Raw genomic sequence first — 26635 nt, forward strand, 5'->3', positions numbered from 1 at the left:
GCACATGGCGGACGTGGAGCGGGGCTGGTTCCGCAGGGTGCTCGCGGCCGAGGACATCGGCCCGATCCACTACACCGAGGAGGACCGGGACGGCGTGGCGTCGGGGCTCCGGGACGGGTCGGCGAGGGTCAGGGCCTCGCGGGCCGGCGCCTGCACGACCTTGGGGTCCGTATGGGCGCCCGGCCGGGGCACCGGCGGCCGGGACGGTGCCGACGGCGCCCCCGAAACCGGCGGGTGCTGAACCGTCGTACAGCCGCCGAGGGCCGAGACGGCCACGGTGACCAGGAGCGTTGCGGTGGTCGTCGTTCGATGCACCCGCGCAACTCTGCTGGGTCGGGCTGCCGTTGGGACAGTGGACAAGCAGAGGTTGATCCACACGGGTGATCTCCGTCCCCGTACGGGCGGCGCCGGACCGTCCGGGCTGACGTCAGTCGCCCGTGGCGCCGTCGATCCGCTCGCGGATCAGGTCGGCGTGGCCGTTGTGACGGGCGTACTCCTCGATCATGTGCGTGTAGATCCAGCGCAGGTTGAACTGCTCGCCGGAACGCGGGTGCTTGCCCGCGGAGATGTCGTCCAGCCCGAAGCGGGCCGCGTTGCGCCGGGCCGCTTCCGTCTCGGCCTGCCAGGTGGCGTACGCCTCCTCCCAGGTGTCCGTCTCCGAGACCTGGAAGTCGCCGTCCCGGTCCTCCTCGGTGTAGTGGATCGGGCCGATGTCCTCGGCCGCGAGCACCCTGCGGAACCAGCCCCGCTCCACGTCCGCCATGTGCCGCACCAGCCCCATCAGGGACAGCTCGGACGGCTCCACGGCCGCGGTCCTGAGCTGGGCGTCGGTCAGGCCCTCGCACTTCCACGCGAGGGTCCCGCGGTGGTAGTCCAGCCAGCCCTCCAGCATCGTGCGCTCGTCGGCGGTGGTGGCGGGCTCGTTGCGTTCGGTCGTCATGCTCGCATCGTCGCTCAACTCACCCCGGTTCACCAGGAGTTTTCGCGGGCGGGGAGTCGCCGCTGAACATCCCGACGAGCAGTTCGCGCAGCCCCGCCCGGACCTCCGCCAGGCTCGGCACCTGCGCGCTGTAGGACCCGGCCACGCAGCTGAACATCAGCCCGTCCGCCCAGGCGACCAGAGACAGCGCGTGCCGGGCCGGGGCCGTCGAGCCCATCGCGGTCACCAGGGCGGTGAGCCGGTCGCGGAAGCGGGCGCCGGTCGCGTCGAAGTAGGCGCGCAGCTCGGGGCGGCGCGTGGCCTCCAGGGCCAGTTCGTAGCGGGCGAGGGTCAGTTCGCGGTGGCGGGTCAGGGCGCGGTGCGTCGCCAGCGCCAGCCCGTCGACCAGCGAGTCGAGGCCGCCGCGCGGATCCGGCAGCTCCTCCAGCGCCAGGACGCGTGCCTCGCGCTCGGCGAGCCGGCGCACCGTCAGCTCCAGCAGCGCCTGCCGGGTGCGCGCCACGTTCGACGTGGAGCCCTGCGGCAGTCCGGCCGCCTCGTCGACCGCCCGGTGCGTGAGCCCGCGCATCCCGCGCTCGGCGAGCAGCGCGAGGGCGGTGTCGGCGACGAGGTCGGCGCGCGAGGCGCCCGTGGTGCGTTCGGACATGGAGATCAACCTACCCCTCGCACTACGCCTGTAGTACAGTCGGCGCGTGGAGGCACTACACCTGTAGTTAGCTCAGGAGGAGCCATGGCACAGTCGAGGCGGGCCGTCGTCATCGGCGGCGGCATCGGAGGCCTGACCGCGGCGGCCGCGCTGCGCATCGGCGGCTGGGACGTCACCGTGCTGGAGCGGGCCCCGTCCCTGGAGCCGGTCGGCTCCGGCATCTCCCTCGCGCCCAACTCCCTGCGCGCGCTGGACGTCATCGGGGTCGGCGACGAGATCCGCGACCTCGCCGCCTGGCAGGGCGACGCAGGACTGCGCACCCCGTCCGGGCGATGGCTCTCCCGCACGGACGCCGACGCCGTGGCCGCGCGCTTCGGCGGGCCCCTGGTCCTGCTGCACCGGGCCACCCTCATCAACAGCCTCGTCGCGCGGCTCCCGTCCGGGGCCGTCCGTACCGGCATCGCCGCGCGCCTCGCCGACCCGGGCGACGCCGACCGGCCGGCGCGGGTGAGCACGCCGGACGGCGACCTGGAGGCCGACCTCGTGGTGGCCGCCGACGGCATCCAGTCCGCCGTACGGCAGGCGCTGTTCCCGGAGCACCCCGGCACCGTCTACTCCGGGTTCACCACCTGGCGGGTCGTGATTCCCGTGCCGGGCGCGCAGTTCGCCTCGCACGAGACCTGGGGCAGGGGCCGCATCTGGGGCTCGCACCCGCTCAAGGACGGCCGCGTCTACGCGTACGCGGCGGCTGTCACGCCCGCCGCGCAGCGCGCCCCGGACGACGAGAAGGCCGAACTGCTGCGCCGCTACGGCGACTGGCACGACCCGATCCCCGCGATCCTCGCCGCCGCCCGCCCCGAGGACGTCCTGCGCCACGACGTCCACCACATCGCCGACCCGCTGCCCGCCTACCACCGCGGCCGGGTCGCCCTGGTCGGGGACGCCGCGCACGCCATGCCGCCGACGCTGGGGCAGGGCGGCAACCAGGCCGTCGAGGACGCGGTCGTCCTGGCACACCACGGCGACGACCTCGGCGCCTACACCGCGGCCCGCCTTCCGCGTACGACCGCCATCGCCCGCCAGGCCGTCAGGATCGGCCGGCTGAACATGATGACCGGCCGCGCCGGGATCGCCGTACGCAACTCGGCGCTGGCCGCGGTGTCCAAGGCGGCGCCGCTGCTGTTCCTGCGGGGCTTCGACGGCATCGCCGACTGGCGGCCGCCACAGGCGCCGTATGCTGCCGGGAAGACCCCGGCAGGCAACCGCTAGAGGAGACAACCCCGTGAAGGTCGGCTGTATCGGACTCGGTGACATCGCGCAGAAGGCATACCTGCCGGTGCTCGGCGGCCGGCCCGGGGTCGAACTGCATCTGCAGACCCGTACGCCCGCCACGCTCGCCCGGGTCGCCGACGGCCTCCATCTCCCGGCCGCGCAGCGCCACGAGGACCTCGACTCGCTCCTGGCCCAGGACGTCGACGCCGCCTTCGTGCACGCACCCACCGGCGCGCACCCGGAGATCGTGACCCGGCTGCTGGAGGCGGGCGTGCCGACGTACGTCGACAAGCCGCTCGCCTACCGCCTCGACGACTCCGAGCGCCTGGTGGCGCTCGCCGAGAAGCACAACGTGAGCCTCGCCGTCGGCTTCAACCGGCGCTATGCCCCCGGCTATGCGCAGTGCGCCGACCATCCGCGCGAGCTCGTCCTGATGCAGAAGAACCGCATCGGGCTGCCCGAAGAGCCGCGCACGATGATCCTGGACGACTTCATCCACGTCGTGGACACGCTGCGCTTCCTGGTGCCCGGCCCGATCGACGACGTGACGGTGCGCGCCCGTGTGCAGGGCGGACTGCTGCACCACCTCGTGCTGCAACTGGCCGGGGACGGCTTCACCGCGCTCGGTGTGATGAACCGGCTCAGCGGCTCCGCCGAGGAGATCCTGGAGGTGTCCGGGCAGGACACCAAGCGTCAGGTCCTCAACCTCGCCGAGGTCGTCGACCACAAGGGCCAGCCGACGGTGCGGCGGCGCGGGGACTGGGTGCCGGTGGCCCGCCAGCGCGGCATCGAGCAGGCGGTGCTCGCCTTCCTCGACGCCGTGCGCGCGGGCAAGGTGCTCAGCGCCCGGGACGCGCTGGCCACTCATGAGTTGTGTGAACGGGTGGTACGTGCGGTTCAGGAGCGGGCCGCCTGAACCGGGGCCGCAGCGTCCGGATGCCCTCGCCCGCGCACCAGGCGGCCATGATCAGCAGCGCCGCGTGCGCCACCCAGTCGCCGAAGCGGACGTACGGCGTGACGCCGCCGGACAGCGGCACCTCGTAGACCGCGCCGGCGCTCGCGCTCGTCCCCAGCCAGGCACCTATGCGCTGCCCGCTCGGGCCGTACACGGCGGAGACGCCGGTCAGTGTCGCGTGCACCATCGGCCGGCCCGTCTCGGCGGCGCGCAGCGCGGCCAGCGAGGCATGCTGCTCCGGGGCCCAGCTCTGCTGGAACGTCGACGTCGCCGACTGGGCGATCAGCACCTCGGCGCCGTGGTCCGCGAGGTTGCGGCTCATGTCGGAGAAGGCCGACTCGAAGCAGACCATCGGGCCGACGCGCAGCCCGTGCCCGGCGTCCATCACGACCTGCTGCGTGCCGCGCCTGCGGTCCTCGTCGGCCGCCCTGCCCACGGATGTCGCCCAGCCCAGCATCGAGCGCATCGGTATGTACTCCCCGAAGGGGACCAGCCGCATCTTGTCGTAGCGGGCGCCCGTCGGGCCGTCCGGGCCGATGAGGATGGAGCTCTTGTAGATGCCGGGCTTGTCGGAGCGCCGCGCGTCCACGTTGACCAGGATGTTCACCCCGGTCTCCCGGGAGAGTGCCGCGAGCCGCCGGGCGAGGTCGGGCCGCTCGCCGAGGTCGAAGCCGACGCTGCTCTCACCCCACACGATCAGGTCGACATCCCGGCCGGCCAGCTCGCGGGTGAGCTGCTCCTCGCGGTCGAAACGCCGGTCGGGACCGTCCGGGCCGCCCTGGATGACCCCGGGCTGTACGACGGCTATCCGGACGCGGTCCTGGACGTCGGGCCGTGGGGACCATACCCAGGCGGCGGAGGTTGCCACGGCCGTGGCGGTGAGACCGGCCACCGCGGGGACCCGGGAGGCGCGCACCGTCACCAGCACGGCGACCGCGACGTTCACGGTCACCACCAGGAAGCTGATCAGCCACACCCCGCCCACCGAGGCGAGCCGCAGCGCGGGCTCCACCTGCCACTGGCTGGAGCCCAGCACGCCCCACGGGCCGCCGAGGCCCTGCCAGGAGCGGACCAGCTCGACCATCAGCCAGCCGGACGGCAGGACGACGAGCGCCGCCGCCACCCGGCCGGGGGAGGGGCTCGACGGGGCCAGGAAGCGGCGCACCAGCCAGCCCCAGGGCGCCCACAGCGCACCGAGCAGGGCGGAGATGACGAACGTGAAGACATGCAGGTTGGGCAGCAGCCAGTGGTGCATCGCCAGCATGAAGCCGAACCCGCCCCACCAGCCGTCGTGCAACGCCCGCTTCCCGGTCGGCGCGGTGCGCATCAGGGCGATCCACGGGACCAGCGCGACGTACGCGAACCACCACAGCGACGGCTGCGGGAAGGCGAGCACGGGCAGCGCTCCGGCCAGCACGGCGGCGGTGGAGCGCCGCCAGGGTGAGGCGAGCCAGTCGCTGATCGTCTTCATCCGGCCTCCCTACCCACCTCGTGGCCCTTCCAGTGTGCTCACAGGCACTGACAGCGGGACAGTGGGCGTCCGCTCAGCCGATCACCGCGGGCGCGGTCCGCTCGGGCAGACGGCGCCATTTCTCCTGCACGACGACCTCGCGAAGCCGCCAGCCGTCGTCCGTCCGCAACAGCCCGAAGGCGTACCGTCCGCCGCACACGAAGTCGGGGGCCGAGGAGCCTTCGCCGTCCGCCGCGAACCGCATCGGATTGACGTAGTCGGCCTGCACCCTGGCCGTGTCGCCGGTGTCCTGATCCAGGACCCCGAAGTGCACCCGGCGGTTGACGATGAGGTGCTGGCGCATCGAGAACACCCGCAGGCTCTCCGCGAGCCACGCGGCGATACTGCCGGCGTCCCCCTCGATCCCGCCGGCCGAGCGGTAGTCCGCGCGCCCGTCCTGGGTGAACAGGCTCCGGTACGCCTGCCAGTCGCCGTCGTCCACGGCCACCGCGTAGTCGGTGATCACTCCGTCGACTGCCAACCGGTCCCTCAGGGTGGCGAGTTCCACACGCTGCGTCATCGGCTCAGTGTTGGGCATGTGGCGGACGGAGCCAAGAGGGCGTACGGCGATATTCGGTGGAACAGTGCTGAGGCCGGCGGTGAGGCTGTTCCCATGAACGATCAGAACGACCGACTCGACGGGCCCGGCCTGCAGGAACCGAGACTCCGCGCACGCGCACGCCACACCGGGTCGACGATCACCGTCTACCAGGCCTACCGGCCCCAGATCGGCCGAGCTGCGGCACGTATCGGTCGCTTTCCGTCATCGTGGAGCCGGGAGCGCATGACATGGGAAGGTGCGGCATGATCCACTATCTGCGGTTCTTCTTCGAGGCCGGCGTGGACACCCCGCTGTGGCCGGACGACATGGACAGCCCGTACGGCTACCCGTGTGATCTGGCGCGCCTCCCGATCAATCCGGAGACCCGGGCCGAGTTGGCCAGGTTGAGCGAGTGGTACCAGTCGTCGATCGACTGGGACTACCCGCCGGATCCGTCACCGTGGTCCGACGAGGAGCTCCAACAGTTCAAGCAGCAGGCGCTCAGCACATTGGACGTGCTGCGTCGCGAGTTGGGCGCGGGCTGGGTCGTCCGGGACGAGAGCTTGCTCTGAGACGTGAGCGGAGGCCAGAAAAGCGGGTCATCCAGAAGGCCTCCTGCGAAGCCGCCGCTACGAGGTGCGCCCAGCTCCACCACCCCCACCGGGCTGGGAGACCCGTGACCAGGGCTGATCACTGAGCCAGCGTGCTCAGGTCTGCTGCCCCAGCGGCAGTTGGCGGTGGCGGACGACGTTCTGGCGCACCTACGGGCCTAGTGCGACGGTGATCGTCGCAGTTGATCGAAAGCGGTGGGGCTGGGCCTGCGGGACGGGGGTCCGGGAGCGCATCGCGTGGGAGGCGTCGACGGGCATGTGGAAGTACGGCTCTTCGAGAGTCCGCAGCAGTTCGGTCGCGATGCTCGACTTGCCCGAACTGGATGTGCCGTTGAGGAAGATGACGAGGCCGCGGCGCGGCGGCAGGTCGTCCGGATGCTTCACGGAGCGGATCTCCGGCGCGGGTCGGGGCTCACGCCGCCTTGATGACCTCGGCGGCCGCCCACTCGACCACCAACAGCTCGTACTCCGCGCGCTCCTGAGCCGACAGCGAACCGCCCGCACGCRGCCACAGGGCACGAATCGCCTCGTTCACCTCGGCAGCAGACCGCACGGAACCAGGGCCTAAGGAATGGGGGGACATGCGGACAAGCCTAGGGGCAAGAACTGACGGTGCGCTACCGGACGGCTACGCGCAACGTATGTGATTGGTCACGGATTTCGGAGCGGGGCCGCTCCTACTGACCAGTGAGTCAACAACATGGAGATCGTCGGGCGGACGATCCCACCTGGGCGCTGCCTCCGGTGACTCGGGCGAACTGCCGGGTGAGGGTCATGGGCGCCCTACGGGCGTCGGTGTCAGCCCGACTCCGCCGCGTGCGGGCTCAGGACGCCCGCCGAGACCAGGGCGATGATGACTATGCCGAGGACGATGCGGTACCAGACGAACGGCATGAAGCTCTTCGTCGAGATGAACTTCATGAACCAGGCGATGACCGCGTAGCCGGACGCGAAGGCGATCACCGTCGCGAAGATCGTCGGGCCCCAGGAGACGTGGTCGTTCTCCATCGCGTCCTTGAGCTCGAACAGGCCGGAGGCGAGGACGGCCGGGATCGCGAGGAGGAAGGAGTAGCGGGCCGCGGACTCGCGCGTGTAGCCCATGAAGAGGCCGCCGCTGATGGTGGCGCCGGAGCGGGAGACTCCGGGGACCAGCGCCGCCGACTGGCACAGGCCGAAGATCAGGCCGTCCTTCACGCTCAGGTCCTCAAGACCCTTGCGCTGCTTGGCGGCGCGGTGCCGCCCGCCGGTCTCGTCGCGCGCCGCCATCCGGTCCGCGATGCCGATGACGATGCCGACGACGATCAGCATCGTCGCGGTGATCCGCAGATCGCGGAACGGGCCCTCGATCTGGTCCTTGAGCGTCAGCCCGAGCACGCCGATCGGGATCGAGCCGACGATCACCAGCCAGCCCATCTGGGCGTCGTGGTCCTGCCGCATCTCCTTGTTGGTCAGCGACCGCAGCCACGCCGAGATGATCCGCCCGATGTCCTTGCGGAAGTAGATCAGCACCGCGGCCTCCGTGCCGATCTGAGTGATCGCCGTGAAGGCAGCACCGGGGTCCTCCCAGCCCGAGAACGCCGCGGTCAGACGCAGGTGCGCGCTGGAGGACACGGGGAGGAACTCGGTCAGCCCCTGGACGAGTCCGAGGATGAGGGATTCAAACCAAGACATGAAGTTACGGAGTCCAAGTGCTGATCGTGGCAAGGGGCGATGGGGGACACCGCGTCGGCGGCGCAGAGATCGCGAGTGTCGAGGGGCAGCGTAGCGTCCCGCGATGACGGCTCCGGCACAGGGTCCTGGGCGGCCGATCGCCGACCGCGGGTAAACCTGCGTTGACCTGCCAAGGGGCCGGCGCTTGGCCCGCAGCGAGCGGAAAGTGCCTGCCGCAGTCCCCGGTCGGTCGCTCCTTCGGTTACGCCGCCGTCGGCCCCGACACCGACCAGCCGGCTGCCTGGGGATGGGCCGTGAGGTCCTCGTGGCGCACCGCTTCGCCGCAGGCACGGCAGGTGACGAGCGGCAGCAGTTCGTTGCCGCAGACGTGCTCGATCACCATCGGGCGGTCGTCGTCGCCGCGCAGGTGGCGGTCGCCCCACGCCATGAGGGTCATCAGCACCGGCTCCAGTTCCAGCCCGGCCTGCGAGGGCCGGTACTCGAACCGCTGCGGGCGCTCGCTGTAGGCCCGCTTCGTCAGGATCCCGGCGTCGACGAGGCGGCGCAGCCGGGTGGCCAGGATGTCTCGCGGGGCACCGATGTTGCGCACCAGCTGGTCGAAGCGGCCGTTGCCCAGGCACACCTCGCGCAGGACCAACAGGGAGTACTTCTCGCCGACGAGTGCCAGGGCGTCGGCGATGGAGCAGGGGCGCGGGTCTTTGGTGGCGGCCATGCCGCTCAGTTTAAGGGCCGGGTTCGACTTTCCAACCTTGTGGGTTTGATTTTCCAACTCTGCGGGCTATGGTGAGTTCGGATTTCCTACTCACCGGTAATCGCGCTTCGCGTCGGTCCCCGCACCGGCCCGCGCGCCGGTCACCGCCCGGCGGCCAAGGAGGCCCGCACCATGCGTGACGCAGTCATCGTCGAAGCCGTACGCACCCCGATAGGCAAGGGCAAGCCGAACGGCTCCCTGGCACACGTCCACCCCGTCCAGCTCCTCGCCCACACCCTGCGCACCCTCGTGGAGCGCTCGGACGTGGACCCGGCGCTGATCGACGACGTCATCGGCGGCACCGTCGACCAGGTCGGCGAGCAGGCCATGAACACCACCCGCTACGCCGCCCTGTCGGCGGGCTTCCCGGACACGGTCCCGGCGACCACCGTGGACCGCCAGTGCGGCTCGTCCCAGCAGGCCGTGCACTTCGCCGCCCAGGGCGTGATCGCGGGGGCGTACGACATGGTCGTCGCGTGCGGCGTGGAGTCGATGAGCCGGGTGCCGATGTGGTCGAACGTGCCGCCCGGGAAGGACCCCTTCGGCCCCGGCATCGCCGAGCGCTACCCGGAGGGGCTCGTCCCGCAGGGCATCAGCGCCGAGCTGATCGCCGCCAAGTGGTCGATCACGCGCGAGCAGATGGACACGTTCGCCGTCTCCTCGCACCGGAAGGCGGCCGCCGCCTGGGATCAGGGACTGTTCGACGCCGAGGTCGCGCCCCTGGACGGCGTCTCGCGCGACGAGTGCGTACGACCCGGCAGCACCACCGAGATCCTCGGCGGCCTCAAGCCCGCCTACCACGATCCGTCGTTCGCCGAGCGCTTCCCGCAGATCGAGTGGAACGTCACCGCGGGCAACGCGAGCCCCATCAACGACGGCGCCTCCGCCGTGCTCATCACCTCCAGCGAGACGGCGGCCCGCCTCGGCCTGCGCCCCCTCGCCCGGCTGCACAGCTTCGCCGTCACCGGTTCCGACCCGCTGCTGATGCTCACGGGGGTCATCCCGGCGACCGAGAAGGTGCTGCGCAGGGCGGCGCTGTCCCTCGACGACATCGACCTGTTCGAAATCAACGAGGCGTTCTCCAGCGTCGTGCTGGCCTGGCAGCAGGAGACGGGCGCCGACCTCGCCAAGGTCAATGTGCACGGTGGTGCGATCGCCCTCGGTCACCCCCTCGGGGCGAGCGGAACCCGTCTGACGACGACCCTGGTCCACGCGATGCGCGAGCGCGGCGCCCGCTACGCGCTGCAGACGATGTGCGAGGCCGGCGGGCTCGCCAACGCGATGATCCTCGAGTCGGTCTGAGCCGGGCGGGTCGGCCCGACCCGCCCCTTCAGCGGCGGCGCAGGTGGTGGCGCTTGCGCCAGGCCACCACCGCGCCCGCGAGCGCCGGCAGCGCGATGGCGGCCACCGCGATCAGGAACACCGGCGACGTCGGCTGCCCGGCCCGGGCACCGGCGACGACGTACGCGGCGATGTTGGGGATCGAACCGAGCGCCGTGGCCAGCAGGAAGGGGACGTAGCCCATACGGGAGACGGCGGCGGCGTAGTTCGCGGCCCAGAACGGCACACCGGGGAACAGCCGCACCGCCAGCATCGACCGGAAGCCGTGCTTGCTGAACTGCTTGTCCACCGCCTTCAGCAACCGGCCGCGCAGCAGCGGCCGCAGCGCGTCCTGGCCGAGCATCCGGCCGAGCGCGAAGGAGATCGCGGCCCCGAGCACGGTGCCGGCCATGGCGGCGCCCATCCCCAGCGCCGAGCCGAAGAGCGCGCCCGCCGCCAGGTTCAGCAGCGGCCGCGGCACGAACGCCACCGTGATCAGCCCGTACGCCACGGCGAACAGCACCACCGCGACCGGCCCGCCGACCTGGGGCGGCCAGCCGTGTGCCAGGAGCTTGTGCGGCTCGAAGAGCAGCACGGACGCCGCGGCAGCCGCGAGCAGGACCAGGAGCAGGGACAGCCGCGCCCACGGCGAGAGCAGCGCTCTCGCGCAGCGCGCGCCCAAGCCGGCAGGGACGGGCGCCGGCACCGCGACGGCGACGGCTGATTCGTTGGCGGCGGCCTGCGAAGAGGCGGTGGCGGTGCCCCCAGAGCGGGTGGTGGCATCGTCGAGCATTCGGCGACAGTAACCGACGAAGATGTGTGATCGCCGTATGGTTCGTCTCATGGGCGTCACAGGAACGGGAACACTGGAAGTTCCGCGCAGTGCCCTGGCCGACACGGTGCTGGAGCGGCTCGTCGCCACCTACGGCGCTGCGGCCGACCCGGAACGTGCCGTGTCCATGCGGGCGTACATGAAGGACGTGGCCCCCTTCCTCGGCCTCACGACGCCGGTGCGCCGCGCCCTGACCCGCACCGTCCTCCAGGGCACCCCTCGCCCCGACGAGGCGGACTGCACCGCCATCGCCCTGCGCTGCTGGCAGCTGCCCGAGCGTGAGTACCGCTACTTCGCCGTCGACTATCTGCGCCGGCACGTGGGGCGCTGCTCCTCCGGCTTCCTGCCGGTGGCCCGGCATCTGGTCGCCACCGTCTCCTGGTGGGACACGGTCGACGCACTCGCCGCGCATGTCGTGGGCGCCCTGGTCGCGGCCGACCCCGAGCTCAAGGCGGACATGGACGTCTGGAGCGCCGACGACGACCTGTGGGTCGCCCGCACGGCCCTGCTCCACCAGCTGCGCTACAAGGAACGCACCGACACCGAACGCCTCTTCGCGTACTGCCTGCGCCAGTCCGGGCACACCGACTTCTTCATCCGCAAGGCCATCGGCTGGTGCCTGCGCGAGTACGCCAAGACCGACCCCGAGGCCGTACGGGACTTCCTGGCGCGGGAGCAGGGACGGTTCGCGCCGCTGTCGGTGCGGGAGGCGCTGAAGAACATCGGCGCCTGAAGTCCCGTACCGCAAGTCCCGTACCGCGAAAAACCATTCGACGTCGGGCAAAGCGTCGGCAATGATCGACGTCATGTTCCGGCACGCCTTCGTCCTCGCAGCATCCGCAGTCGCGGATGCTCCGAAGGCTGCCGTTCCGGTCACTCCGACCACAGTCGACGGCGCCCGAAGCTGACCCTCTCCGGACAGTCCGGCGGACCCCGCAGGGGGAGGGTCGGCAAGTCCTTGGGGTCCCCATCTCCTTCGTAGAGACTTCGAGGTACAGCCATGTCCAAGACGGCATACGTGCGCACCAAACCGCATCTGAACATCGGCACCATGGGCCACGTCGACCACGGCAAGACCACCTTGACCGCCGCCATCACCAAGGTTCTCGCCGAGCGCGGATCCTCCACCTTCGTTCCGTTCGACCGCATCGACCGGGCGCCGGAGGAGGCCGCGCGCGGCATCACCATCAACATCGCCCACGTCGAGTACGAGACCGACACCCGTCATTACGCGCACGTGGACATGCCGGGCCACGCCGACTACGTCAAGAACATGGTCACCGGCGCCGCCCAGCTGGACGGGGCGATCCTCGTCGTCTCCGCGCTCGACGGGATCATGCCGCAGACCGCCGAACACGTGCTGCTCGCCCGCCAGGTGGGCGTCGACCACATCGTCGTCGCCCTGAACAAGGCCGACGCGGGGGACGAGGAGCTCATCGACCTCGTCGAACTGGAGGTCCGCGACCTGCTGTCCGAGCACGGCTACGGCGGCGACGCCGTGCCCGTCGTACGGGTCTCGGGGCTGAAGGCGCTGGAAGGGGACCCGCAGTGGACGGCGTCGATCGAGGCGCTGCTCGACGCGGTGGACACCTACGTTCCGATGCCGGAGCGGTATGTGGACGCGCCGTTCCTGCTGCCCGTGGAGAACGTGCTCACCATCACCGGCCGGGGGACCGTGGTCACCGGGGCGGTCGAGCGGGGCACCGTGCGGCTGGGCGACCGGGTCGAAGTGCTCGGCGCCGGGCTGGAGAGCGTGGTCACCGGCCTGGAGACCTTCGGCAAGCCGATGGACGAGGCCCAGGCCGGGGACAACGTGGCGCTGCTGCTGCGCGGGGTCCCGCGGGACGCCGTCCGGCGGGGGCACGTGGTCGCGGCGCCGGGGAGTGTGGTGCCTCGCAGTCGCTTCTCCGCGCAGGTGTACGTGCTCTCGGCCCGCGAGGGTGGTCGTACGACTGCGGTCACCAGCGGCTATCGGCCGCAGTTCTACATCCGTACGGCGGATGTGGTCGGGGACATCGACCTCGGTGAGGTGGGGGTCGCGCGGCCCGGGGAGACGGTCACGATGACTGTTGAGCTGGGGCGTGAGGTTCCGTTGGAGCCGGGGCTCGGGTTCGCCATCCGGGAGGGTGGCAGGACCGTGGGGGCGGGGACCGTGACCGCCGTCGTGTGAGGGGATTGCGGTCCCGTGAGGGACTGCGGGTCCGGTGGTGGCCGGTCCCGCAGTCCCCTGCGCCCTATGGGGGACGCTTCCGGCGCCCCTCGTCACGAGTCCCCGGCACAATAAGAAGGTGAACGAGCCCATACCCGTCACCCGGTCCGTCGATTACGGCACTGCCAAGCTGATGCCCGACATCGACCGCGAGCGGGCCTGGCTGCTCACTGTCGACGGGGCACCCCAGTCGTACGTCGACCTCGATGAACCGGAGTACCTGGAGTTCGAGTACGCGCGCCGCCTCGGCCATGTCCTGGACACCGTCGCCGAGGCGGGGCGGGCGCTGGACGTGCTGCATCTCGGGGGCGGGGCGCTCACGCTTCCCCGGTACGTCGCCGCGACCCGGCCCGGCTCGCGCCAGGACGTCGTCGAGGCCGACCGCGGGCTGCTGGAGCTGGTCGTCGAGCATCTGCCGGTTCCGGACGGGGCCGGCATCCGGCTGCACGGCGGGGATGCGCGCGCCTGGCTGGAGACGGCCCCGGACGACTCGGCCGACGTGCTCGTCGCCGACGTCTTCGGCGGGTCACGGGTGCCGGCGCATCTGACGTCGGTCGCATACGTCCGGGAGGCGGAGCGGGTGCTGCGGGGCAGCGGCGTCTATCTGGCCAACCTGGCCGACGCCGCTCCCTTCGCCTTCCTGCGTTCGCAACTCGCCACCTGCGCCGCGGTGTTCGAGGAGCTCGCGCTGATCGCGGAGCCGGGTGTGCTGCGCGGGCGGCGCTTCGGGAACGCGGTGCTGGTCGCCGCGCACCGGCCCGTCGACACGGCCGCGCTCGCCCGCCTCACAGCCTCCGACGCCTTTGCGGCCCGGGTCGAACACGGTCCCGCCCTGCGCGAGTTCATCGGCGGTGCGCGGCCGGTGCGGGACGAAGACGCAGTGCCCTCACCCGAGCCCCCCGACGGGGCTTTCAGCATCGGCTGAGCCGACCCGGTCGCCCGCGCTCACCTGCTTGGTACCACGCCGCAGGTTCCGCACGTCCGGCACGCACAGCACCCCCGCCGTGACGACCACCACCAGCGCGGCGCAGCCCCACAGCGCCGACGTGCGCCCGAAGGCACTCTCGGCCGGGCCGGCCAGGGCCGTCGCCAGCGGAACCAGGGCGACCGAGCCGAACCAGTCGTATGCGGCGACCCGGGAGAGCTTGTCCTCCGGTATCTCCTGGTGGAGCGCCCCCGATCAACTGACACTCACACTTGACCTGCGCCAAGACGTGGACGGAGCGCACGCAGTTGGCGCAAGGTCACGTACGCGTGTTGACCTTTGCGGGCGGGCTACCACCGTGCGGCAGCCTCACGGTTGGAGCGCTGGTCGGCTACTCCAGGGCGGCACTTGAGAGTGTTCCAGAACGGTGTGATCCGTGCGTACCGAACTATGTTGGCCAGCCCGCGAATTGGGCAGACTGGCGACACTGGATGGGTTGGGGRGCCGGTCCGGGGCAGGGGGCGCCGTGGGTCATGGAATTCGATGGGTTGTCGTCATTCTGTCGACCCTGAGCGCCTTCGCACTGCCGTGGACCTTGATGACACTTGCGGGAACAGGACAGGACGCTTCTCTCGCTCTGGCTACGACAGCAAGCGCTGCGGTACTCAGCGCCGGAGGATGGTTTGCGGCGCGGAATCCGGTGGAAGCCCGAACCGAGCCAACCCTGCCCTCTCTGCCGGAGTCGACGCTGGTCGTTGGTCCTCTCCCTCGCGAGCCGGTTGCCTTCCAGGCGCGCACTGGACTGATCAAGGCAGTCGACGAGGCGATGGAGCGAAACGGCGTGGCTGTCGTCTGTGCGCTCACTGGTGGCCGAGGTGTCGGTAAGACGCAACTGGCCGGTGCGTATGCTCGCTCTCGCATCGACGCTGGATGGCGTGTTGTTGCTTGGATAGTTGCGGAGGAGCCGGGTCAGATTGTGGCCGGACTCGACAATCTCGCAGAAGCCACTGGCGTCAAGGCCGGCATCCAGGACGCTCAGCGCGCTGCCACGGCGGCTCGCAGGTGGCTCGAACAGCTTCCGGGTCCCGCCCTACTGGTCCTCGACAACGTCGTGGATCCTGACGAGGTGGCTGAGTGGCTGCCGCGCGTGGGCCAGACCCGCACGCTAATCACAAGTACCGTACGCTCGGTCACCCATCTCGGATCTGCCGTTGACATCGGTGTGTTCACGCCGGTTGAAGCCGTCACATTCCTGCAAGAAAGAACTGGTCTGGTAGACCATGTAGCGGCTGGTGGGCTCGTCGAAGATCTAGGGCATCTTCCACTGGCCCTGGCTCAGGCTGCGTGGTTCATCCGGACCCAGGGGCTGACCTTCTCTGTATATCGCGAACGGTTTCGCTCCTTCCAGGCGAGCGAGTCCATGCGCCGAATACCGGGTGAGGCGTACCCGGTTGGTGTGGCGGAAGCACTGTCAATCGCCATCGCGCACGCCGCTACTGGACAGCACGCACAGACCGTACGACGGGCCATCGAATTGGTCGCGCTCCTRTCACCTTCCGGCGTGGACCGTCAGCACTTGAGGGCCATGATGTCGCAGCGCCAGACCACCGAGATCGACGCCGCGATCGGACGGATGACCGAGGCATCGGTGGTGACACTCAGTCTCGACGGTGGAATCGTCCTTATGCATCGATTGGTGCAACGCATCGTCCGCGATCGCCTCCAGCGTGGACGACGTCTTGGCGCTCGGACAGAGGAGGCCGCTGCCGGTTTACGTAGGTTGCTGCCCGAACCGTATGGCCTGTTGAGCGAAGGCGCCGACCGTGCTCTCCCGGATCACGTTCTCGCCCTCTGGGCTGCGACTGAGCCGCTTGGAGACGACGCCCTGCGGGGCCTCTTGGAGCTGCGACGCTCCGCTGTATTTCAGCTTGGGACACTGAATGAGCTGGAACGGGCCGTGCGGCTGGGGCAGGAAGTGCTGGAGGACCATGAGCGGCTGCTGCCACCTCAAGACGATGAAACTCTCGCAGCCGTCGAAGCGCTCGATTACGCGTACAAGCAAGCGAACCAGTTCGATCTCGCAGTCACACTGTGTCGGCGTAGCCTCAGCGAGTGCCAGGCTGCCTTTGGTCGTGACGCCCCCAGGGTACTGATCGCCGTCAACCGTCTCGGCTTCGCCTTGGAGTGTGCTGGCCAGCTGGACGAGGCTCTGTTGCTGCACTCGCGGAACCTGGCAGACTGTCTGCGCATTAATGGAGAGTATGACCATACGGCATTGAAGGCGCAGATCAACATAGCCAGCACACTGAGGTCCCGGGGTGACAACGAGCGGGCCTTGGGCGTGTTCGAGAAGAACGTCGCGGATAACGAGCGCGTCCTGGGGGACGATCATCCATCCACGACCAATGCTCGGGGTGAACTGGCCCGGATGTACGAACGAGTGGGGCGTCCTGTCGAGGCGTTGGCTTTATACGAACGCGTACTGGCAGCTCTGCCCCGCCTGTACCCACGCAATCACCAGACACATCTGTGGTGGGGGCGCTACCACGCTCTCGCGCTGCAGAGCGCTGGCCGCAGTGACGAAGCCATCGAGAACCTGATCCAGCTCTTAGGCAGGAGCGAGCAACAACTTGGCGTTGATCATCCGGAATCGCTGTGTATTCGGATCTTCCTCGCTCGCGCATATCTAGCCGCTCGCAACTACCCCAAGGCTGTCCCGCTGTTCAAGACCTGTGTCGCCGACCGAGAGCGCGTGCTCGGTCCAGACAACCAGCCCACACTGAACGCTCGCCGCAACCTTGGCCTCGCACTCCTGGCTGCCGGTCAACGACCCGGCGGAATAGCCTGCTTGAAGTCAGTTCTGCTGGACTACGAACGCGTTCTCGGTCCGCAGCATCCGTTTACTGAGGGTGCCCGCGCCAACCTTGTGCAGGCATCCGCGACTTCCCGGCCCTTGCTGCGTCGCCGTTCCACATCCAATACCTGGTTTTGACGTGCGCCTCCACGAACCCGTCCAAGCCGCTTGTGATCGACTGGACCGTACCGAAAGGGCGCAAGTGCCGCGCGCCTGATACGACCACGACCGTGCCAGGGGGTACCCAGCATGGGCGGGACGAAATAGACAGCGACAGAGCAATGCGGGAAATACGGAGCATTCAGCGAGGTGTTGCGCGGAGCCCCAGTGCACCCCAAGCGCGAGTCAGAGGTCTGTCGGCGAACCTTGAGCTGGGTCATCAAGCCGCGTTCACAGCCTCCAGGTTCATGCGTCTGAGCCCCCGCCTGCATCAACTCCCTTGCCGGCCCGCCGAAGTATGGATCATGGCTACGTGATGAAGTGGACGAAGAAGGAAGCTCCGGTCGAGCAGCCAGACCGTGAGCCGGAGCTTTCCGCGTATCAGCTGGCGATGAGGAAAGGGCTTCTCGCTGCCCCTGTCGTACCGGCGCCCGAGCCCTGGCAGCGCATCGCATACGTCCCTGTCGGCGGACTCCTCGGAATCGGCTTCGCCTCGCACCCCGACACCGGCCGCGACTTGGTCATGGTCGTATCACACGACGGCCACGGCCTCTTCGACGCCGTCRCGGGAGAGAAGATCGCCCGGGATCGCGACCCTGATGCCGAGGACAGCACTCCTGACGCCGCTGCCGACCTCTCCTGCCCCGGGCTGGGGCCCATCGCCGGAAGCAGGGTGCGCATCGCCGGGCTCTTCGGGGGAGGACTTCACACCACCACCGCAGACGGCTGGACTCTGGAAGTTGTCGTCCCTGCCTGGCCCCACGAGCGTGTCCTGCTCTCCCGYGACGGCGGGCTGCCCCACCGTGGACCACACGGCGAGCGGTGGTGGCACATCTTCCACGCCGACTACTCCGAACTCCGAGCTGCCGGCTTCTCGCCTTCCGGGCAGACCGTCGCCGTCGCGACCAGCAGTGATGTGTCTCTTTGGAGACGCATGGCGGACCACAGCCCCGCCGACAGCGCTGAAGCATGACCGACCGTGATTGAGAACGATCTGTGTCCGCTGTCGTAGACATGCCGGCTGACTTGGCCTGGCCAAGCGTCTGCCCGAAGCGGCTACGGCACTGTAACGACTGGTCCAGTGCCGTCGCCGCGTCGGATGCGCTGGACGAGGTGCTCGGCGTGGTGAGGACTCGGTCAGAAGGACACCGTCCATCCCTCGCGACGCGCCTCGGTCTCCGTGTACGACACGCCGTCGACCTTGAGACCGGAAGGGTCGAGCAGGGTGATCGCTCCACCTCGGTTGCCCAGTTCGAAGCCGTTGCCGCCCTGGACGACCAAGGTCGCGCCTGCGGCGACGTGCTCTGCGGGCAGTCGGAACATGTGATCGTTCTCGTCTGCCAGTTGCCAGCCGTTGAGGTCGACAGACTCGGGTGAGGCGTTGATGAGGGTCACCGATTCCCGCTCGGGTGCCGGGCCCTTGGGGTTGACCATGGCGGCCAGGATGCGCACTTCGGCCTCGCGCTGGACGGGCCGGGCAGGTGCTGCCTCGATGGGGTGGCCGGTCTGTTCGTCGGTGTGCCAGGCCTGGGACTGGAAGGCCAGGAACACGGCCACCCAGCGCGATTCGGCGGGAAAGTGGAGTATCAGGGCGCCGTCCTGCCAGACTCCGTTGGTCGAACTGAATTGCCCTACACTGCCCTGGTTCATATGGATGTCGTGCACACCATTGCCGGGCTCGAAGCCGAACACCTTGTCGCGCTTGTTGCGTTCGGGCCCCCATCGCTCGCCGAAGAGGTACAGGGCCGCCGTAGGATCGCCGATGGCACGCTCGATGTAGTGGTCCAGCCTGTCGGACAGGTCGTTGTCGGGGCCGGTCACATCCGGAGGCAGCTTGCGCATCGATTCCGGGGCGAAGAGATTGCCGCGGATGAAGTCCAGGCTCGCCCCGCCGGGCTGACGCCGCAGTTCCGTCCACCCACTCCCTGCCGGGGGAAGCTGTGTGGTCACGGGATGCCGGAAATCGTCGATGGCCAGGAACAGCAGGTCGGAAGGAGCCTGCTGGGACAAGACGTTGACCGCACCGCGGTAGTGCGTGCCCCTGCCGTCGGTGAGGTGCAGCTGGTAGTGCGGGGTGTCGTCGGGTGCACCTTCACGGCGCCGGTCGACGACCCGGCATGCCAGCACTCCGTAGTTCTTCAAAGGCATGAGTCTTCCCTCCGCCGGTGCTCAAGCAGGAACAGAGCCGGTATGGAATCCATGGACCCGCCCCGCCCAGATGGTCCCGGGCGACCAGGGGGCCGTAGACCGCGTCGGCCGCGCCCACGACCGCGTTCGCGATGGAGAACTGGACGACGATGCCCCACAGCCACGGCCTCCCGGCGAACTCCCGCCGGCCCTCGCGCAGATCGGCCGGCATGCCGCCGCCCCGCACGCGCTGCGGAATGTGACTCACGTCGAGGAACGCCCGCATCGCCCCGGCGACCGCGAAGGCCGCCGCGTCCGCCGCCAGCACCCAGCCGGGCCCGATCGCGGCCACCATCGCACCGCCCAGCGCCGCACCGCCCAGCGCCGCCCACCGCCGCGCCCTGCATCGCCATGCGGAACACGGCGAACGCCCGGCTCGCCTGCTCTCCCTAGACGGACGACAGCAGCATGCCCTCGGCCGCCGGGCTGAAGAACGCCTGGCCGGTGCCGCCGAGGGCGGTGAGCAGCATCATCTGCCACAGCTCGGCCTTCCCGGAGAGGACCAGTACGGCGAAGGCGGCCTGCGAGAGGCAGTTGAGGGCGTTGGCGGCGACCATCACCCGGTGCTGGGGGAGGCGGTCCGCGACGGCGCCGCCGATCAGCAGGAACAGCACCAGGGGCAGGGTGCGGGAGGCGGCCACCAGGCCCACGTCGCCGCCGTCGCCGCCCGCCTCCAGCACCGCGAACGCCGCGGCGATCAGTGCTCCGTGGCTGCCGAGGTTCGTCACGAACGCGGCGGCGGTCAGAAGGCTGTAATTGCGGCCCGCCCAGGTGGGGCGGCGGGAGCGGCGGCGCAGGTCGGCGGGGGAGGTCACCGGCCGACTGTCGCCGCCCCCGCCTCGACTTGCCAAGCGGACAGCAGGTCACGGACCCGGTGGGCCACGCTCGTGCCGCCTCGGGCCGGTCCGCCGGGTGTGGTCGGGCTTCTCGGGGATACGACTCTCATCACATCGTGCTCAGGCTGTTCCCAAATTCCTACTCATGGGTAACATGACCGTCATGAGCGCAGACCAGATGTCCATCGGCGAGATGCTCGCCGCCACCGTGCCCATGGCCCGGACCCTGAACCTCGAGTTCCTGGAGACCACGCCGGACAAGGCCGTGGTGGCTCTGCCGGACCAGGGCGACTACCACAACCACGTGGGCGGGCCGCACGCCGGCGCGATGTTCACGCTCGGGGAGTCCGCCAGCGGTGCGATCGTGCTGGCCGCCTTCGGCGACCAGCTCTCGCGTGCCGTGCCGCTCGCGGTCAGCGCCGAGATCGCCTACAAGAAGCTCGCCATGGGTGCCGTCACCGCCACCGCGACGCTGGGTCGCCCGGCCGCCGAGGTCGTCGCGGAGCTGGACGCGGGCGAGCGGCCCGAGTTCCCGGTGATGATCGAGATCCAGCGTGCGGACGGTGCCGTCACCGGCGAGATGACCGTTGTGTGGACCCTGCGGCCCAACGGCTGAGTCCGGTCCTACGGCAGCGAGCAGGGGCCCTGCCCAGGGTCCCCGCTCGCCGTCCGGGGCCCCTCAGGCCGCGATCCGCTTACTCCCGGCGGCCCCGCTGTCCTCCAGGCCCGCCACGAACTCCTTCAGCCAGGCCGTGAACTGCGGCCCCAGATCCTGCCGGTCGCACGCGAGCCGCACCACCGTGCGCAGGTAGTCCGCCTTGTCGCCGGTGTCGTAGCGCAGGCCGTCGAACACGACTCCGTGGACCGTGTCGTCCGTCGCCAGCTCCTGAAGTGCGTCGGTGAGCTGGATCTCGCCGCCGCGGCCGGGCGGGGTGCGCTCCAGGACGCCGAAGACGGCCGGGTCGAGGACATAGCGGCCGATGACGGCGTAGTGGCTCGGCGCGTCCTCGCGTGACGGCTTCTCCACCATGCCCGTGACGCGCACCACCCCCTCCTCGCCGGACGGTTCGACGGCCGCGCAGCCGTAGAGGTGGATCTGCTCCGGCGGGACCTCCATCAGGGCGATCACGCTGCCCTCGCGGCGGTCGCGCACCTCCAGCATCCGGCTCAGCAGGCTCTCGCGCGGGTCGATCAGGTCGTCGCCCAGCAGGACGGCGAACGGCTGGTCGCCGACGTGCTGACGGGCGCACAGCACCGCGTGGCCGAGGCCGAGGGGGTCGCCCTGGCGGATGTGGTGGATGTCGGCGAGCCGGGCCGGGTCGCGCACCGCGTCCAGTCGGACCGTGTCGCCCTTGGCCGCGAGCGCCTGCTCCAGCTCGAAGGCGTGGTCGAAGTGGTCCTCGATGGCGCGCTTGTGCCGGCCGGTGATCATCAGTACGTCGTCGAGACCTGCCGCCGCGGCCTCCTCGACGACGTACTGGATGGCCGGCTTGTCGACGACCGGCAGCATCTCCTTGGGAGTCGCCTTCGTCGCGGGCAGGAACCGCGTGCCGAGGCCCGCGGCCGGGACGACCGCCTTGCGGACCCTACGGGGCGATTCGGCGGCGGGTGTCGTGTGGGGGACGATCATGCGGGCCATGCTGCTGTACGGGGATGAGAGCGGGCCGGGAGAAACCTCGGAGCCTGCTGTGCGGTATGCGGAGTTGAAGATTCCGTGGACCGATGTCCTTTGGGTGCACACAACTTGGCGTCGAGTTCGACGGCGACTTCGAATGCGGGTACGGATACCGCCGGTAACTCTTTTGAATTTCTCGCTTCTTGAACATCGGTCACTCGAACTTCTTGTTTCCTGTGCGGCGCTTGTGCGAAAGTGAGCGGCCCGATAGCCGGTCCAGAGGTGACGCGGCCCAGGTATGCACCAATCAGGCGCCTGCTTTTCCGAAGGACGCGCATTCCCCATGCCGTCCTGCGGCTGGGAAGGAAATGGTTCAGTGCAATCCCCTTACCCCCCACGACCGCCGTACCCGCCACGGCCCGGGCTGAGCCCCGGTGAGTCCGACCGCGACCTCGTCGCGCGCCTGGACACGGACGGCGCGGACCCCCACGCCGTCGCCCTGCTGATGGCACGACACTGGCGTGCGACCCACGACTACGCGGCCATCTGCCTGGTGTCCACGGAGAGTTCGGCCTCCATGGTGGCCGCCGCGGCGTTCCATCGCGTACTCCACCGACCGGCCGTCGGCGCAACTCGACCCCAACTCCTCATCGCGGTAAGAGACATGGTGAAGGAGTGGGCGGCCGACGAAGGAATTTCCGCCCTGCTGCCGGAACTCGGCAAACCGACCGGCGGGCGCGGGCTGCGTGCCGCCCGGCCCACGACGCCCGAAAGGCGGCAAATCGCCGAGCGCGCATTCCGGGCCCTGCCGGGCGCTTCGCAATGCCTCCTCTGGCACACCGAGGTCGAGGCGGAACCGATAACCATACCCGCCGGTCTGCTGGGGGTGGACACGCCCACCGCGGCGGCCGCTCTGGAGGGAGCGCGCGAGCAATTCCGCAGGGGTTGCGTCCGCGCGCACGGCGAACTCGCGCCCACCCGTGAATGCCGCTTCTACAACCGTCTCCTCGACGTCCCCATTCGCCGCGGCGGGGCCCTGCTGCCCGATGTCCAGCAGCATCTGATGGAGTGCCGCTACTGCCGGCACGCCGCCGAACAGCTCAGTCATTTCGAGGGCGGCCTGGAAGTGCTGCTCGCCGAGACCGTGCTCGGCTGGGGCGCCCGCCGCTATCTCGACTCCCGGCCCGGGCGGGGCGGCTCCGGGCCGACGGTGTGCGACCGCCGCAGACGGGGCGGGCGCCACCGCCCGGAACGGCCCACGCCACCGCCCGTACGCGGCAAGGCCGTCGCCGTGGGCGTCGGTCTGACCTCCCTCGCCCTGCTCGTGACCGTGCTCACCGCGAAGGGCTGGTCCGACGAGAACGGCGTCCCCGGCGCGCAGGCCACCTGGGGCGCGCCCAGCGGCAGGACCGTCCACCCGAGCGCGGTCGCCGAACCCTCCTCCGGCGGCACACCCTCGGCCGCCTCGGCCGAGGACCCCGTCGAGATCGCCCAGGGCAGGCTCCGCAACCTCGACGGCGGACTGTGCCTCGACCTGCGCGCCGGCCAGGTCCGCACCGGAGCCCGGGCCGAACTGGCCGGGTGCTCGTCCAGCGCGTCCCAGCAGTGGTCGTACCAGGACAACGGCGTGCTGCGCAGCGCCGTCGACCCCACCCTCTGCCTCGACTCCGACCCCGAGGAGGGCACGGTCGTCCTGGCGCACTGCCTCGCTCACGCCGGGGAGGTGCGCTACGACCTCACCGTGCACGGGGAGCTTCTGCTGCGCCGGGCCGAGCGGCTGGCGGTCGCCCGCGGCAAGGGCGCCGGCGTGGTCGTCGCCGAACGCGACGGCTCCGAGGCACAGCGCTGGATGCTCGACGGCGGGCTGGCGGACGTCGGCGAGCAGGAGACGTCGGACAAGGGGCTCGGAAAGGATGGCAAGCAGGGGCGGGACGCCGAGAAGGGGCAGAACGCCGCGCCGGTCGAGCCCGACCGTGGGTCGGCGCACGACGCCGTCCCCGAACCGCCCGGCGCCGCGCCCCCGCAGGGTGACAAAGACGGGCAGGACGGGCAGGGCGGACCGGAGGACGACCCGCAGCCGCAGTACGACACGCGCTACGTCCAGGCCGACTCCGGCGACGAAGGCGCACCGGCCGCCCCCGTCGTCGACACCGTCGCGGCCCTCCCGGCCGAGGTGGCGGGGGCGGTATCCACGGTCGTCGGCACCGCCACGAAGACGGTCGACTCCGTGCTCCACCAGTCGGAGCACCCCCACTAGTCGGGCGCACCCCCCACTGGTCGGTGGGGGGTGCCCGCACTCATCCGGGACCACCCCGCCGGGGTCGTCCCGCCAGGGTGACCCCGCCTCCGGTTCTTGACGTCATTCGAGCCGTTTCTCGTTCACATCATTGACACGAGTCACCCGGGTTCATAGTTTTCCCGCCGCACCAGTGCTGTCCCATGCCCGTAAAGCGGAGGTGGACCGGTGGTACGTCGTATGTCCGTTGCACTGATGGCCCTCGCGGCCGCGCTCGTCACGCCCGTGCCGGCGCAGGCCGCCGGCCCTCCCGTCGTCCGTACCGAGGCGGGCTGGGTGCGGGGTGAGACCACCACCGAGGGACGGCAGTTCCTCGGCATCCCCTACGCGCAGCCGCCGGTCGGAGGGCTCCGCTGGAGGGAGCCGCGTCGGGTGCGGCCCTGGCAGGGCGTCCGCAGTGCGGGGGACTTCGGCAACAAGTGTGTGCAGAGCGCGAGTTGGGACCCCGGCTACGAGCAGCCGAGCCACACCGAGGACTGTCTCGACCTCAATGTGTACGTCCCCCAGGGCGCGGCCCGCCGTGCCGTCATGGTCTGGTTCCACGGCGGCGGCCTCACCGCCGGCGCCGGTCAGGACGTCGTCCCCGACACCTTCGCGCGGCAGACCGGCACGGTCGTCGTGACCGTCAACTACCGCCTCGGCGCCATGGGCTTCCTCGCCACGGCCGGCCTCGACGGCGAGGCCCGTGACGGGGTCTCCGGCAACTTCGGCATGCTCGACCAGCAGGCCGCGCTGCGCTGGGTGCGCGCCAACATCGGACGCTTCGGTGGTGACCCGGGCCGCGTGACCATCGCGGGCGAGTCGGCGGGCGGCCGCTCGGTCTGCACCCAGCTGGCCTCGCCGACGGCCAAGGGGCTGCTGCGGGCCGGGATCATCCAGAGCGGGGCGTACGGCGACTGCGGTGCTCGCACGCACGAGACGGCCACGGCCCAGGGCGCCGCCTTCGCGCAGAAGCTCGGCTGCACCGACCTGGCGTGCCTGCGCGCCAAGCCGGCCGCCGAGATCCTGGCCGCGCAGGGCATGTTCGACTGGGCGCCGGTCGCCGGTGGAGCCTTCCTGCCGAGGCAGCCGAAGGAGGCGTTCGCGCAAGGAGCCGCGGCCGGTGTGCCGGTCATGAACGGGGCCAACCAGGACGAGGGGCGGCTGTTCGCCTTCGCCAGGTTCGACCTGAACGGCACTCCGCTCACCGCCGACCAGTACCCGGCCGTCATGCGCGCGGACTACGGCGACGAGGCGCTCGCGCGCTACCCGCTTACGGCCCACCCCTCGCCGACCCTCGCCTACGCCACGGCCCAGGGCGACCAGCTCTTCGCCTGCCCGGCGCTCCGCCTCGACGGCACGCTCGCCGGGCGCGGCAAGGTCTACGCGTACGAGTTCGCCGACCGCACCTCCCCGCCCTTCGCCTCGCTGCGCGACCTCGGCACGGACTTCGACTTCGGCGCGACCCACGTCAACGAGGTGCAGTACCTCTTCAAGCACTTCGGTCTGCAGGCTCCGCTGAACGCCGAGCAGCGCGGGCTCGCGCGACAGATGGTCCAGTACTGGGGCTCCTTCGTACGGGACGGGGTCCCGCGGGCCACGGGACAGCCCGCGATGCCCTCCGAGCCGGGCGGAGTGCTGGCCCTGCGCACCCCGTCCGCCGGTGGGAATGAGGTGAGCGTCACCGTGCACCGCGACCACCAGTGCAACCTGTGGGACTCCGAGGGCGTCACACAGAACGGGTAGGCTGCCCCGGCGCACGCTCACGGTCGGGCGTGCGCCGGGAACAAACGGTCCAGTACACGAGAGGATGCGGCGTTGCACGTCCAGGAATGGCTCGAAACGGTGCCCCCGCTGGCGATCTATCTGCTGGTCGGCGCGGTCATCGGCCTGGAGAGCCTGGGTATCCCGCTGCCCGGCGAGATCATCCTGGTCTCCTCGGCGCTGCTCGCCTCGCAGCACGGTGACATCAACCCTGTCGTGCTCGGCGCCTGCGCGACCGCGGGCGCGATCATCGGCGACTCCATCGGCTACGCGATCGGCCGCAAGGGCGGACGCCCACTGCTGGCCTGGCTGGGGGCGAAGTTCCCCAGACACTTCAGCGAGGCGCACATCGCGACCGCCGAGCGCTCCTTCCAGAAGTGGGGCATGTGGGCCGTCTTCTTCGGCCGCTTCGTCGCCCTCCTGCGGATCTTCGCCGGCCCGCTCGCGGGTGTCCTGCGGATGCCGTACTGGAAGTTCCTGACCGCCAACGTCCTCGGCGGCATCGTCTGGGCGGGCGGCACGACGGCGGTCATCTACTACGTCGGAGTGGTGGCCGAGTCCTGGCTGAAGCGCTTCTCGTGGCTGGGGCTGGTGGCGGCCGTCCTGGTCGGCCTGACGTCGATGCTCATCCTGAAGCGCAAGGCGAAGAAGGCCCAGACGGCACACCAGGAACCGGAACCGGTGGCAGCCGGGGACTGAAGCGCCCCTCAGGGGTCGCGGGGAACTGCGCGAGCAGCCCCCGCGACCCGCAGACCGCGTACG

General features: G+C 70.3%; 23 protein-coding genes and 5 pseudogenes. 15 read left to right on the top strand and 13 right to left on the bottom strand.

The features are described 5' to 3' along the window. Window positions 1-241 (top strand): annotated as a pseudogene (locus tag EAO75_RS48275) (DinB family protein); the annotation flags it as partial. A gap of 186 nt (window positions 242-427) precedes the next feature. On the opposite strand, the gene EAO75_RS25275 reads toward EAO75_RS48275, so the two are convergent. Both EAO75_RS25275 and EAO75_RS25280 read right to left on the bottom strand, forming a co-directional pair. Beyond that, window positions 428-940: a DinB family protein gene (locus EAO75_RS25275; RefSeq protein WP_147997312.1), complete on the bottom strand. Its 513-nt coding sequence runs from the start codon at window positions 938-940 to the stop codon at window positions 428-430. Window positions 941-959: 19 nt separating this feature from the next. Beyond that, a complete protein-coding gene (locus EAO75_RS25280; RefSeq protein ID WP_147997313.1) occupies window positions 960-1586 on the bottom strand; it encodes a TetR/AcrR family transcriptional regulator in 627 nt (208 codons plus the stop codon). An 84-nt stretch (window positions 1587-1670) separates the two neighbouring features. On the opposite strand from EAO75_RS25280, the gene EAO75_RS25285 reads away from it, so the two are divergent. Together EAO75_RS25285 and EAO75_RS25290 are read left to right on the top strand one after the other, a co-directional pair. Then, a complete protein-coding gene (locus EAO75_RS25285) occupies window positions 1671-2855 on the top strand; it encodes an FAD-dependent monooxygenase (protein ID WP_147997314.1) in 1185 nt (394 codons plus the stop codon). 13 nt (window positions 2856-2868) lie between these two features. Beyond that, window positions 2869-3774 (top strand): Gfo/Idh/MocA family protein, encoded by a 906-nt coding sequence (locus EAO75_RS25290; RefSeq protein ID WP_147997315.1) that lies wholly within the window; start codon window positions 2869-2871, stop codon window positions 3772-3774. On the opposite strand, the gene lnt is transcribed toward EAO75_RS25290, so the two are convergent. Continuing rightward, a complete protein-coding gene (gene lnt, locus EAO75_RS25295; RefSeq protein WP_147997316.1) occupies window positions 3698-5284 on the bottom strand; it encodes an apolipoprotein N-acyltransferase in 1587 nt (528 codons plus the stop codon). The genes EAO75_RS25290 and lnt overlap by 77 nt on opposite strands. Before the next feature lie 73 nt (window positions 5285-5357). Next, the gene (locus EAO75_RS25300) at window positions 5358-5843 is read right to left on the bottom strand and encodes a nuclear transport factor 2 family protein (protein ID WP_147997317.1); all 486 of its coding nucleotides are present in this window, start codon (window positions 5841-5843) and stop codon (window positions 5358-5360) included. A 93-nt stretch (window positions 5844-5936) separates the two neighbouring features. On the opposite strand from EAO75_RS25300, the pseudogene EAO75_RS25305 reads away from it, so the two are divergent. Together EAO75_RS25305 and EAO75_RS25310 are read left to right on the top strand one after the other, a co-directional pair. Next, window positions 5937-6116: pseudogene (locus EAO75_RS25305) on the top strand (DUF4291 family protein); the annotation flags it as partial. Between the two features lie 11 nt (window positions 6117-6127). Beyond that, entirely contained in the window at window positions 6128-6436 is a 309-nt protein-coding gene (locus EAO75_RS25310; RefSeq protein ID WP_147997319.1) for a hypothetical protein, read from the top strand. Window positions 6437-6685: 249 nt separating this feature from the next. Here the strand turns inward: EAO75_RS25310 and EAO75_RS25315 are convergent. The 4 genes and pseudogenes from EAO75_RS25315 to EAO75_RS25325 form a co-directional block, all read right to left on the bottom strand. Then, window positions 6686-6859 (bottom strand): annotated as a pseudogene (locus EAO75_RS25315) (phosphotransferase-like protein); the annotation flags it as partial. 28 nt (window positions 6860-6887) lie between these two features. Further along, entirely contained in the window at window positions 6888-7010 is a 123-nt protein-coding gene (locus EAO75_RS47595) for a hypothetical protein (protein ID WP_261989471.1), read from the bottom strand. 263 nt (window positions 7011-7273) lie between these two features. Continuing rightward, window positions 7274-8146, bottom strand: a complete 873-nt coding sequence (locus EAO75_RS25320) for an undecaprenyl-diphosphate phosphatase (RefSeq protein WP_147997320.1) — start codon at window positions 8144-8146, stop codon at window positions 7274-7276. Window positions 8147-8387: 241 nt separating this feature from the next. Beyond that, a complete protein-coding gene (locus EAO75_RS25325) occupies window positions 8388-8858 on the bottom strand; it encodes a winged helix-turn-helix transcriptional regulator (RefSeq protein WP_147997321.1) in 471 nt (156 codons plus the stop codon). Window positions 8859-9029: 171 nt separating this feature from the next. Between EAO75_RS25325 and EAO75_RS25330 the strand changes: the two genes are divergently transcribed. Further along, window positions 9030-10199 carry a thiolase family protein gene (locus EAO75_RS25330; RefSeq protein WP_147997322.1) on the top strand — a complete coding sequence of 390 codons (1170 nt, stop codon included), beginning with the start codon at window positions 9030-9032 and terminating at the stop codon, window positions 10197-10199. 28 nt (window positions 10200-10227) lie between these two features. Here the strand turns inward: EAO75_RS25330 and EAO75_RS25335 are convergent, their stop codons facing one another. Continuing rightward, on the bottom strand, window positions 10228-11010 hold the full coding sequence (locus EAO75_RS25335; protein ID WP_147997323.1) for a TVP38/TMEM64 family protein: 783 nt from the start codon (window positions 11008-11010) through the stop codon (window positions 10228-10230). 49 nt (window positions 11011-11059) lie between these two features. Here EAO75_RS25335 and EAO75_RS25340 point away from each other — a divergent pair, with 49 nt between their 5' ends. From EAO75_RS25340 to EAO75_RS25350, 3 genes are all read left to right on the top strand, one after another. Continuing rightward, window positions 11060-11782: a DNA alkylation repair protein gene (locus EAO75_RS25340; RefSeq protein WP_147997324.1), complete on the top strand. Its 723-nt coding sequence runs from the start codon at window positions 11060-11062 to the stop codon at window positions 11780-11782. Between the two features lie 267 nt (window positions 11783-12049). Continuing rightward, window positions 12050-13219, top strand: coding sequence for an elongation factor Tu (gene tuf, locus EAO75_RS25345; RefSeq protein ID WP_147997325.1), 1170 nt, complete (start codon window positions 12050-12052; stop codon window positions 13217-13219). Between the two features lie 118 nt (window positions 13220-13337). Then, window positions 13338-14183: a spermidine synthase gene (locus tag EAO75_RS25350; protein ID WP_147997326.1), complete on the top strand. Its 846-nt coding sequence runs from the start codon at window positions 13338-13340 to the stop codon at window positions 14181-14183. Here the strand turns inward: EAO75_RS25350 and EAO75_RS47600 are convergent. Next, window positions 14145-14432, bottom strand: a pseudogene (locus EAO75_RS47600) (MFS transporter); the annotation flags it as partial. The gene EAO75_RS25350 and the pseudogene EAO75_RS47600 overlap by 39 nt on opposite strands. A 277-nt stretch (window positions 14433-14709) precedes the next feature. On the opposite strand from EAO75_RS47600, the gene fxsT reads away from it, so the two are divergent. Beyond that, window positions 14710-17175 carry an FxSxx-COOH system tetratricopeptide repeat protein gene (fxsT, locus tag EAO75_RS25360; RefSeq protein WP_147997327.1) on the top strand — a complete coding sequence of 822 codons (2466 nt, stop codon included), beginning with the start codon at window positions 14710-14712 and terminating at the stop codon, window positions 17173-17175. Window positions 17176-17512: 337 nt separating this feature from the next. Beyond that, a complete protein-coding gene (locus EAO75_RS25365; protein ID WP_147998062.1) occupies window positions 17513-18169 on the top strand; it encodes a hypothetical protein in 657 nt (218 codons plus the stop codon). 164 nt (window positions 18170-18333) lie between these two features. Here EAO75_RS25365 and EAO75_RS25370 read toward each other — a convergent pair whose 3' ends face one another. Then, the gene (locus EAO75_RS25370; RefSeq protein WP_147997328.1) at window positions 18334-19344 is read right to left on the bottom strand and encodes a DUF2278 family protein; all 1011 of its coding nucleotides are present in this window, start codon (window positions 19342-19344) and stop codon (window positions 18334-18336) included. A gap of 49 nt (window positions 19345-19393) precedes the next feature. Further along, a pseudogene (locus tag EAO75_RS25375) lies at window positions 19394-20198 on the bottom strand (MFS transporter); the annotation flags it as partial. Between the two features lie 184 nt (window positions 20199-20382). On the opposite strand from EAO75_RS25375, the gene EAO75_RS25380 reads away from it, so the two are divergent. Further along, on the top strand, window positions 20383-20835 hold the full coding sequence (locus EAO75_RS25380) for a DUF4442 domain-containing protein (protein WP_187284570.1): 453 nt from the start codon (window positions 20383-20385) through the stop codon (window positions 20833-20835). Between the two features lie 63 nt (window positions 20836-20898). Here the strand turns inward: EAO75_RS25380 and galU are convergent, their stop codons facing one another. After that, the gene (gene galU / locus EAO75_RS25385; RefSeq protein ID WP_410092477.1) at window positions 20899-21849 is read right to left on the bottom strand and encodes a UTP--glucose-1-phosphate uridylyltransferase GalU; all 951 of its coding nucleotides are present in this window, start codon (window positions 21847-21849) and stop codon (window positions 20899-20901) included. A 361-nt stretch (window positions 21850-22210) separates the two neighbouring features. On the opposite strand from galU, the gene EAO75_RS25390 reads away from it, so the two are divergent. The 3 genes from EAO75_RS25390 (at window position 22211) to EAO75_RS25400 (ending at window position 26572) form a co-directional block, all read left to right on the top strand. Next, entirely contained in the window at window positions 22211-24091 is a 1881-nt protein-coding gene (locus EAO75_RS25390; RefSeq protein WP_187284571.1) for an RICIN domain-containing protein, read from the top strand. A 219-nt stretch (window positions 24092-24310) separates the two neighbouring features. Beyond that, window positions 24311-25855, top strand: a complete 1545-nt coding sequence (locus EAO75_RS25395) for a carboxylesterase/lipase family protein (protein ID WP_147997331.1) — start codon at window positions 24311-24313, stop codon at window positions 25853-25855. Between the two features lie 72 nt (window positions 25856-25927). Continuing rightward, window positions 25928-26572: a DedA family protein gene (locus EAO75_RS25400; protein ID WP_147997332.1), complete on the top strand. Its 645-nt coding sequence runs from the start codon at window positions 25928-25930 to the stop codon at window positions 26570-26572. Window positions 26573-26635 lie beyond the last annotated feature (63 nt).

The sequence above is a fragment of the Streptomyces sp. UW30 genome, from assembly GCF_008042075.1.
Lineage (GTDB): Bacteria > Actinomycetota > Actinomycetes > Streptomycetales > Streptomycetaceae > Streptomyces.

What these genes read in the sequence shown, in the direction of transcription:
- EAO75_RS25330 (WP_147997322.1), top strand. Translation starts at nt 9,030, where the DNA reads ATGCGTGACGCAGTCATCGTCGAAGCCGTACGCACCCCGATAGGCAAG.
- EAO75_RS25320 (WP_147997320.1), bottom strand. Translation starts at nt 8,146, where the DNA reads ATGTCTTGGTTTGAATCCCTCATCCTCGGACTCGTCCAGGGGCTGACC.
- EAO75_RS25310 (WP_147997319.1), top strand. Translation starts at nt 6,128, where the DNA reads ATGATCCACTATCTGCGGTTCTTCTTCGAGGCCGGCGTGGACACCCCG.
- EAO75_RS25380 (WP_187284570.1), top strand. Translation starts at nt 20,383, where the DNA reads ATGAGCGCAGACCAGATGTCCATCGGCGAGATGCTCGCCGCCACCGTG.
- EAO75_RS25285 (WP_147997314.1), top strand. Translation starts at nt 1,671, where the DNA reads ATGGCACAGTCGAGGCGGGCCGTCGTCATCGGCGGCGGCATCGGAGGC.
- EAO75_RS25275 (WP_147997312.1), bottom strand. Translation starts at nt 940, where the DNA reads ATGACGACCGAACGCAACGAGCCCGCCACCACCGCCGACGAGCGCACG.
- EAO75_RS25340 (WP_147997324.1), top strand. Translation starts at nt 11,060, where the DNA reads ATGGGCGTCACAGGAACGGGAACACTGGAAGTTCCGCGCAGTGCCCTG.
- EAO75_RS25300 (WP_147997317.1), bottom strand. Translation starts at nt 5,843, where the DNA reads ATGACGCAGCGTGTGGAACTCGCCACCCTGAGGGACCGGTTGGCAGTC.
- EAO75_RS25280 (WP_147997313.1), bottom strand. Translation starts at nt 1,586, where the DNA reads ATGTCCGAACGCACCACGGGCGCCTCGCGCGCCGACCTCGTCGCCGAC.
- EAO75_RS25370 (WP_147997328.1), bottom strand. Translation starts at nt 19,344, where the DNA reads ATGCCTTTGAAGAACTACGGAGTGCTGGCATGCCGGGTCGTCGACCGG.
- galU (WP_410092477.1), bottom strand. Translation starts at nt 21,849, where the DNA reads ATGATCGTCCCCCACACGACACCCGCCGCCGAATCGCCCCGTAGGGTC.
- lnt (WP_147997316.1), bottom strand. Translation starts at nt 5,284, where the DNA reads ATGAAGACGATCAGCGACTGGCTCGCCTCACCCTGGCGGCGCTCCACC.
- EAO75_RS25395 (WP_147997331.1), top strand. Translation starts at nt 24,311, where the DNA reads ATGTCCGTTGCACTGATGGCCCTCGCGGCCGCGCTCGTCACGCCCGTG.
- tuf (WP_147997325.1), top strand. Translation starts at nt 12,050, where the DNA reads ATGTCCAAGACGGCATACGTGCGCACCAAACCGCATCTGAACATCGGC.
- EAO75_RS25325 (WP_147997321.1), bottom strand. Translation starts at nt 8,858, where the DNA reads ATGGCCGCCACCAAAGACCCGCGCCCCTGCTCCATCGCCGACGCCCTG.
- EAO75_RS25335 (WP_147997323.1), bottom strand. Translation starts at nt 11,010, where the DNA reads ATGCTCGACGATGCCACCACCCGCTCTGGGGGCACCGCCACCGCCTCT.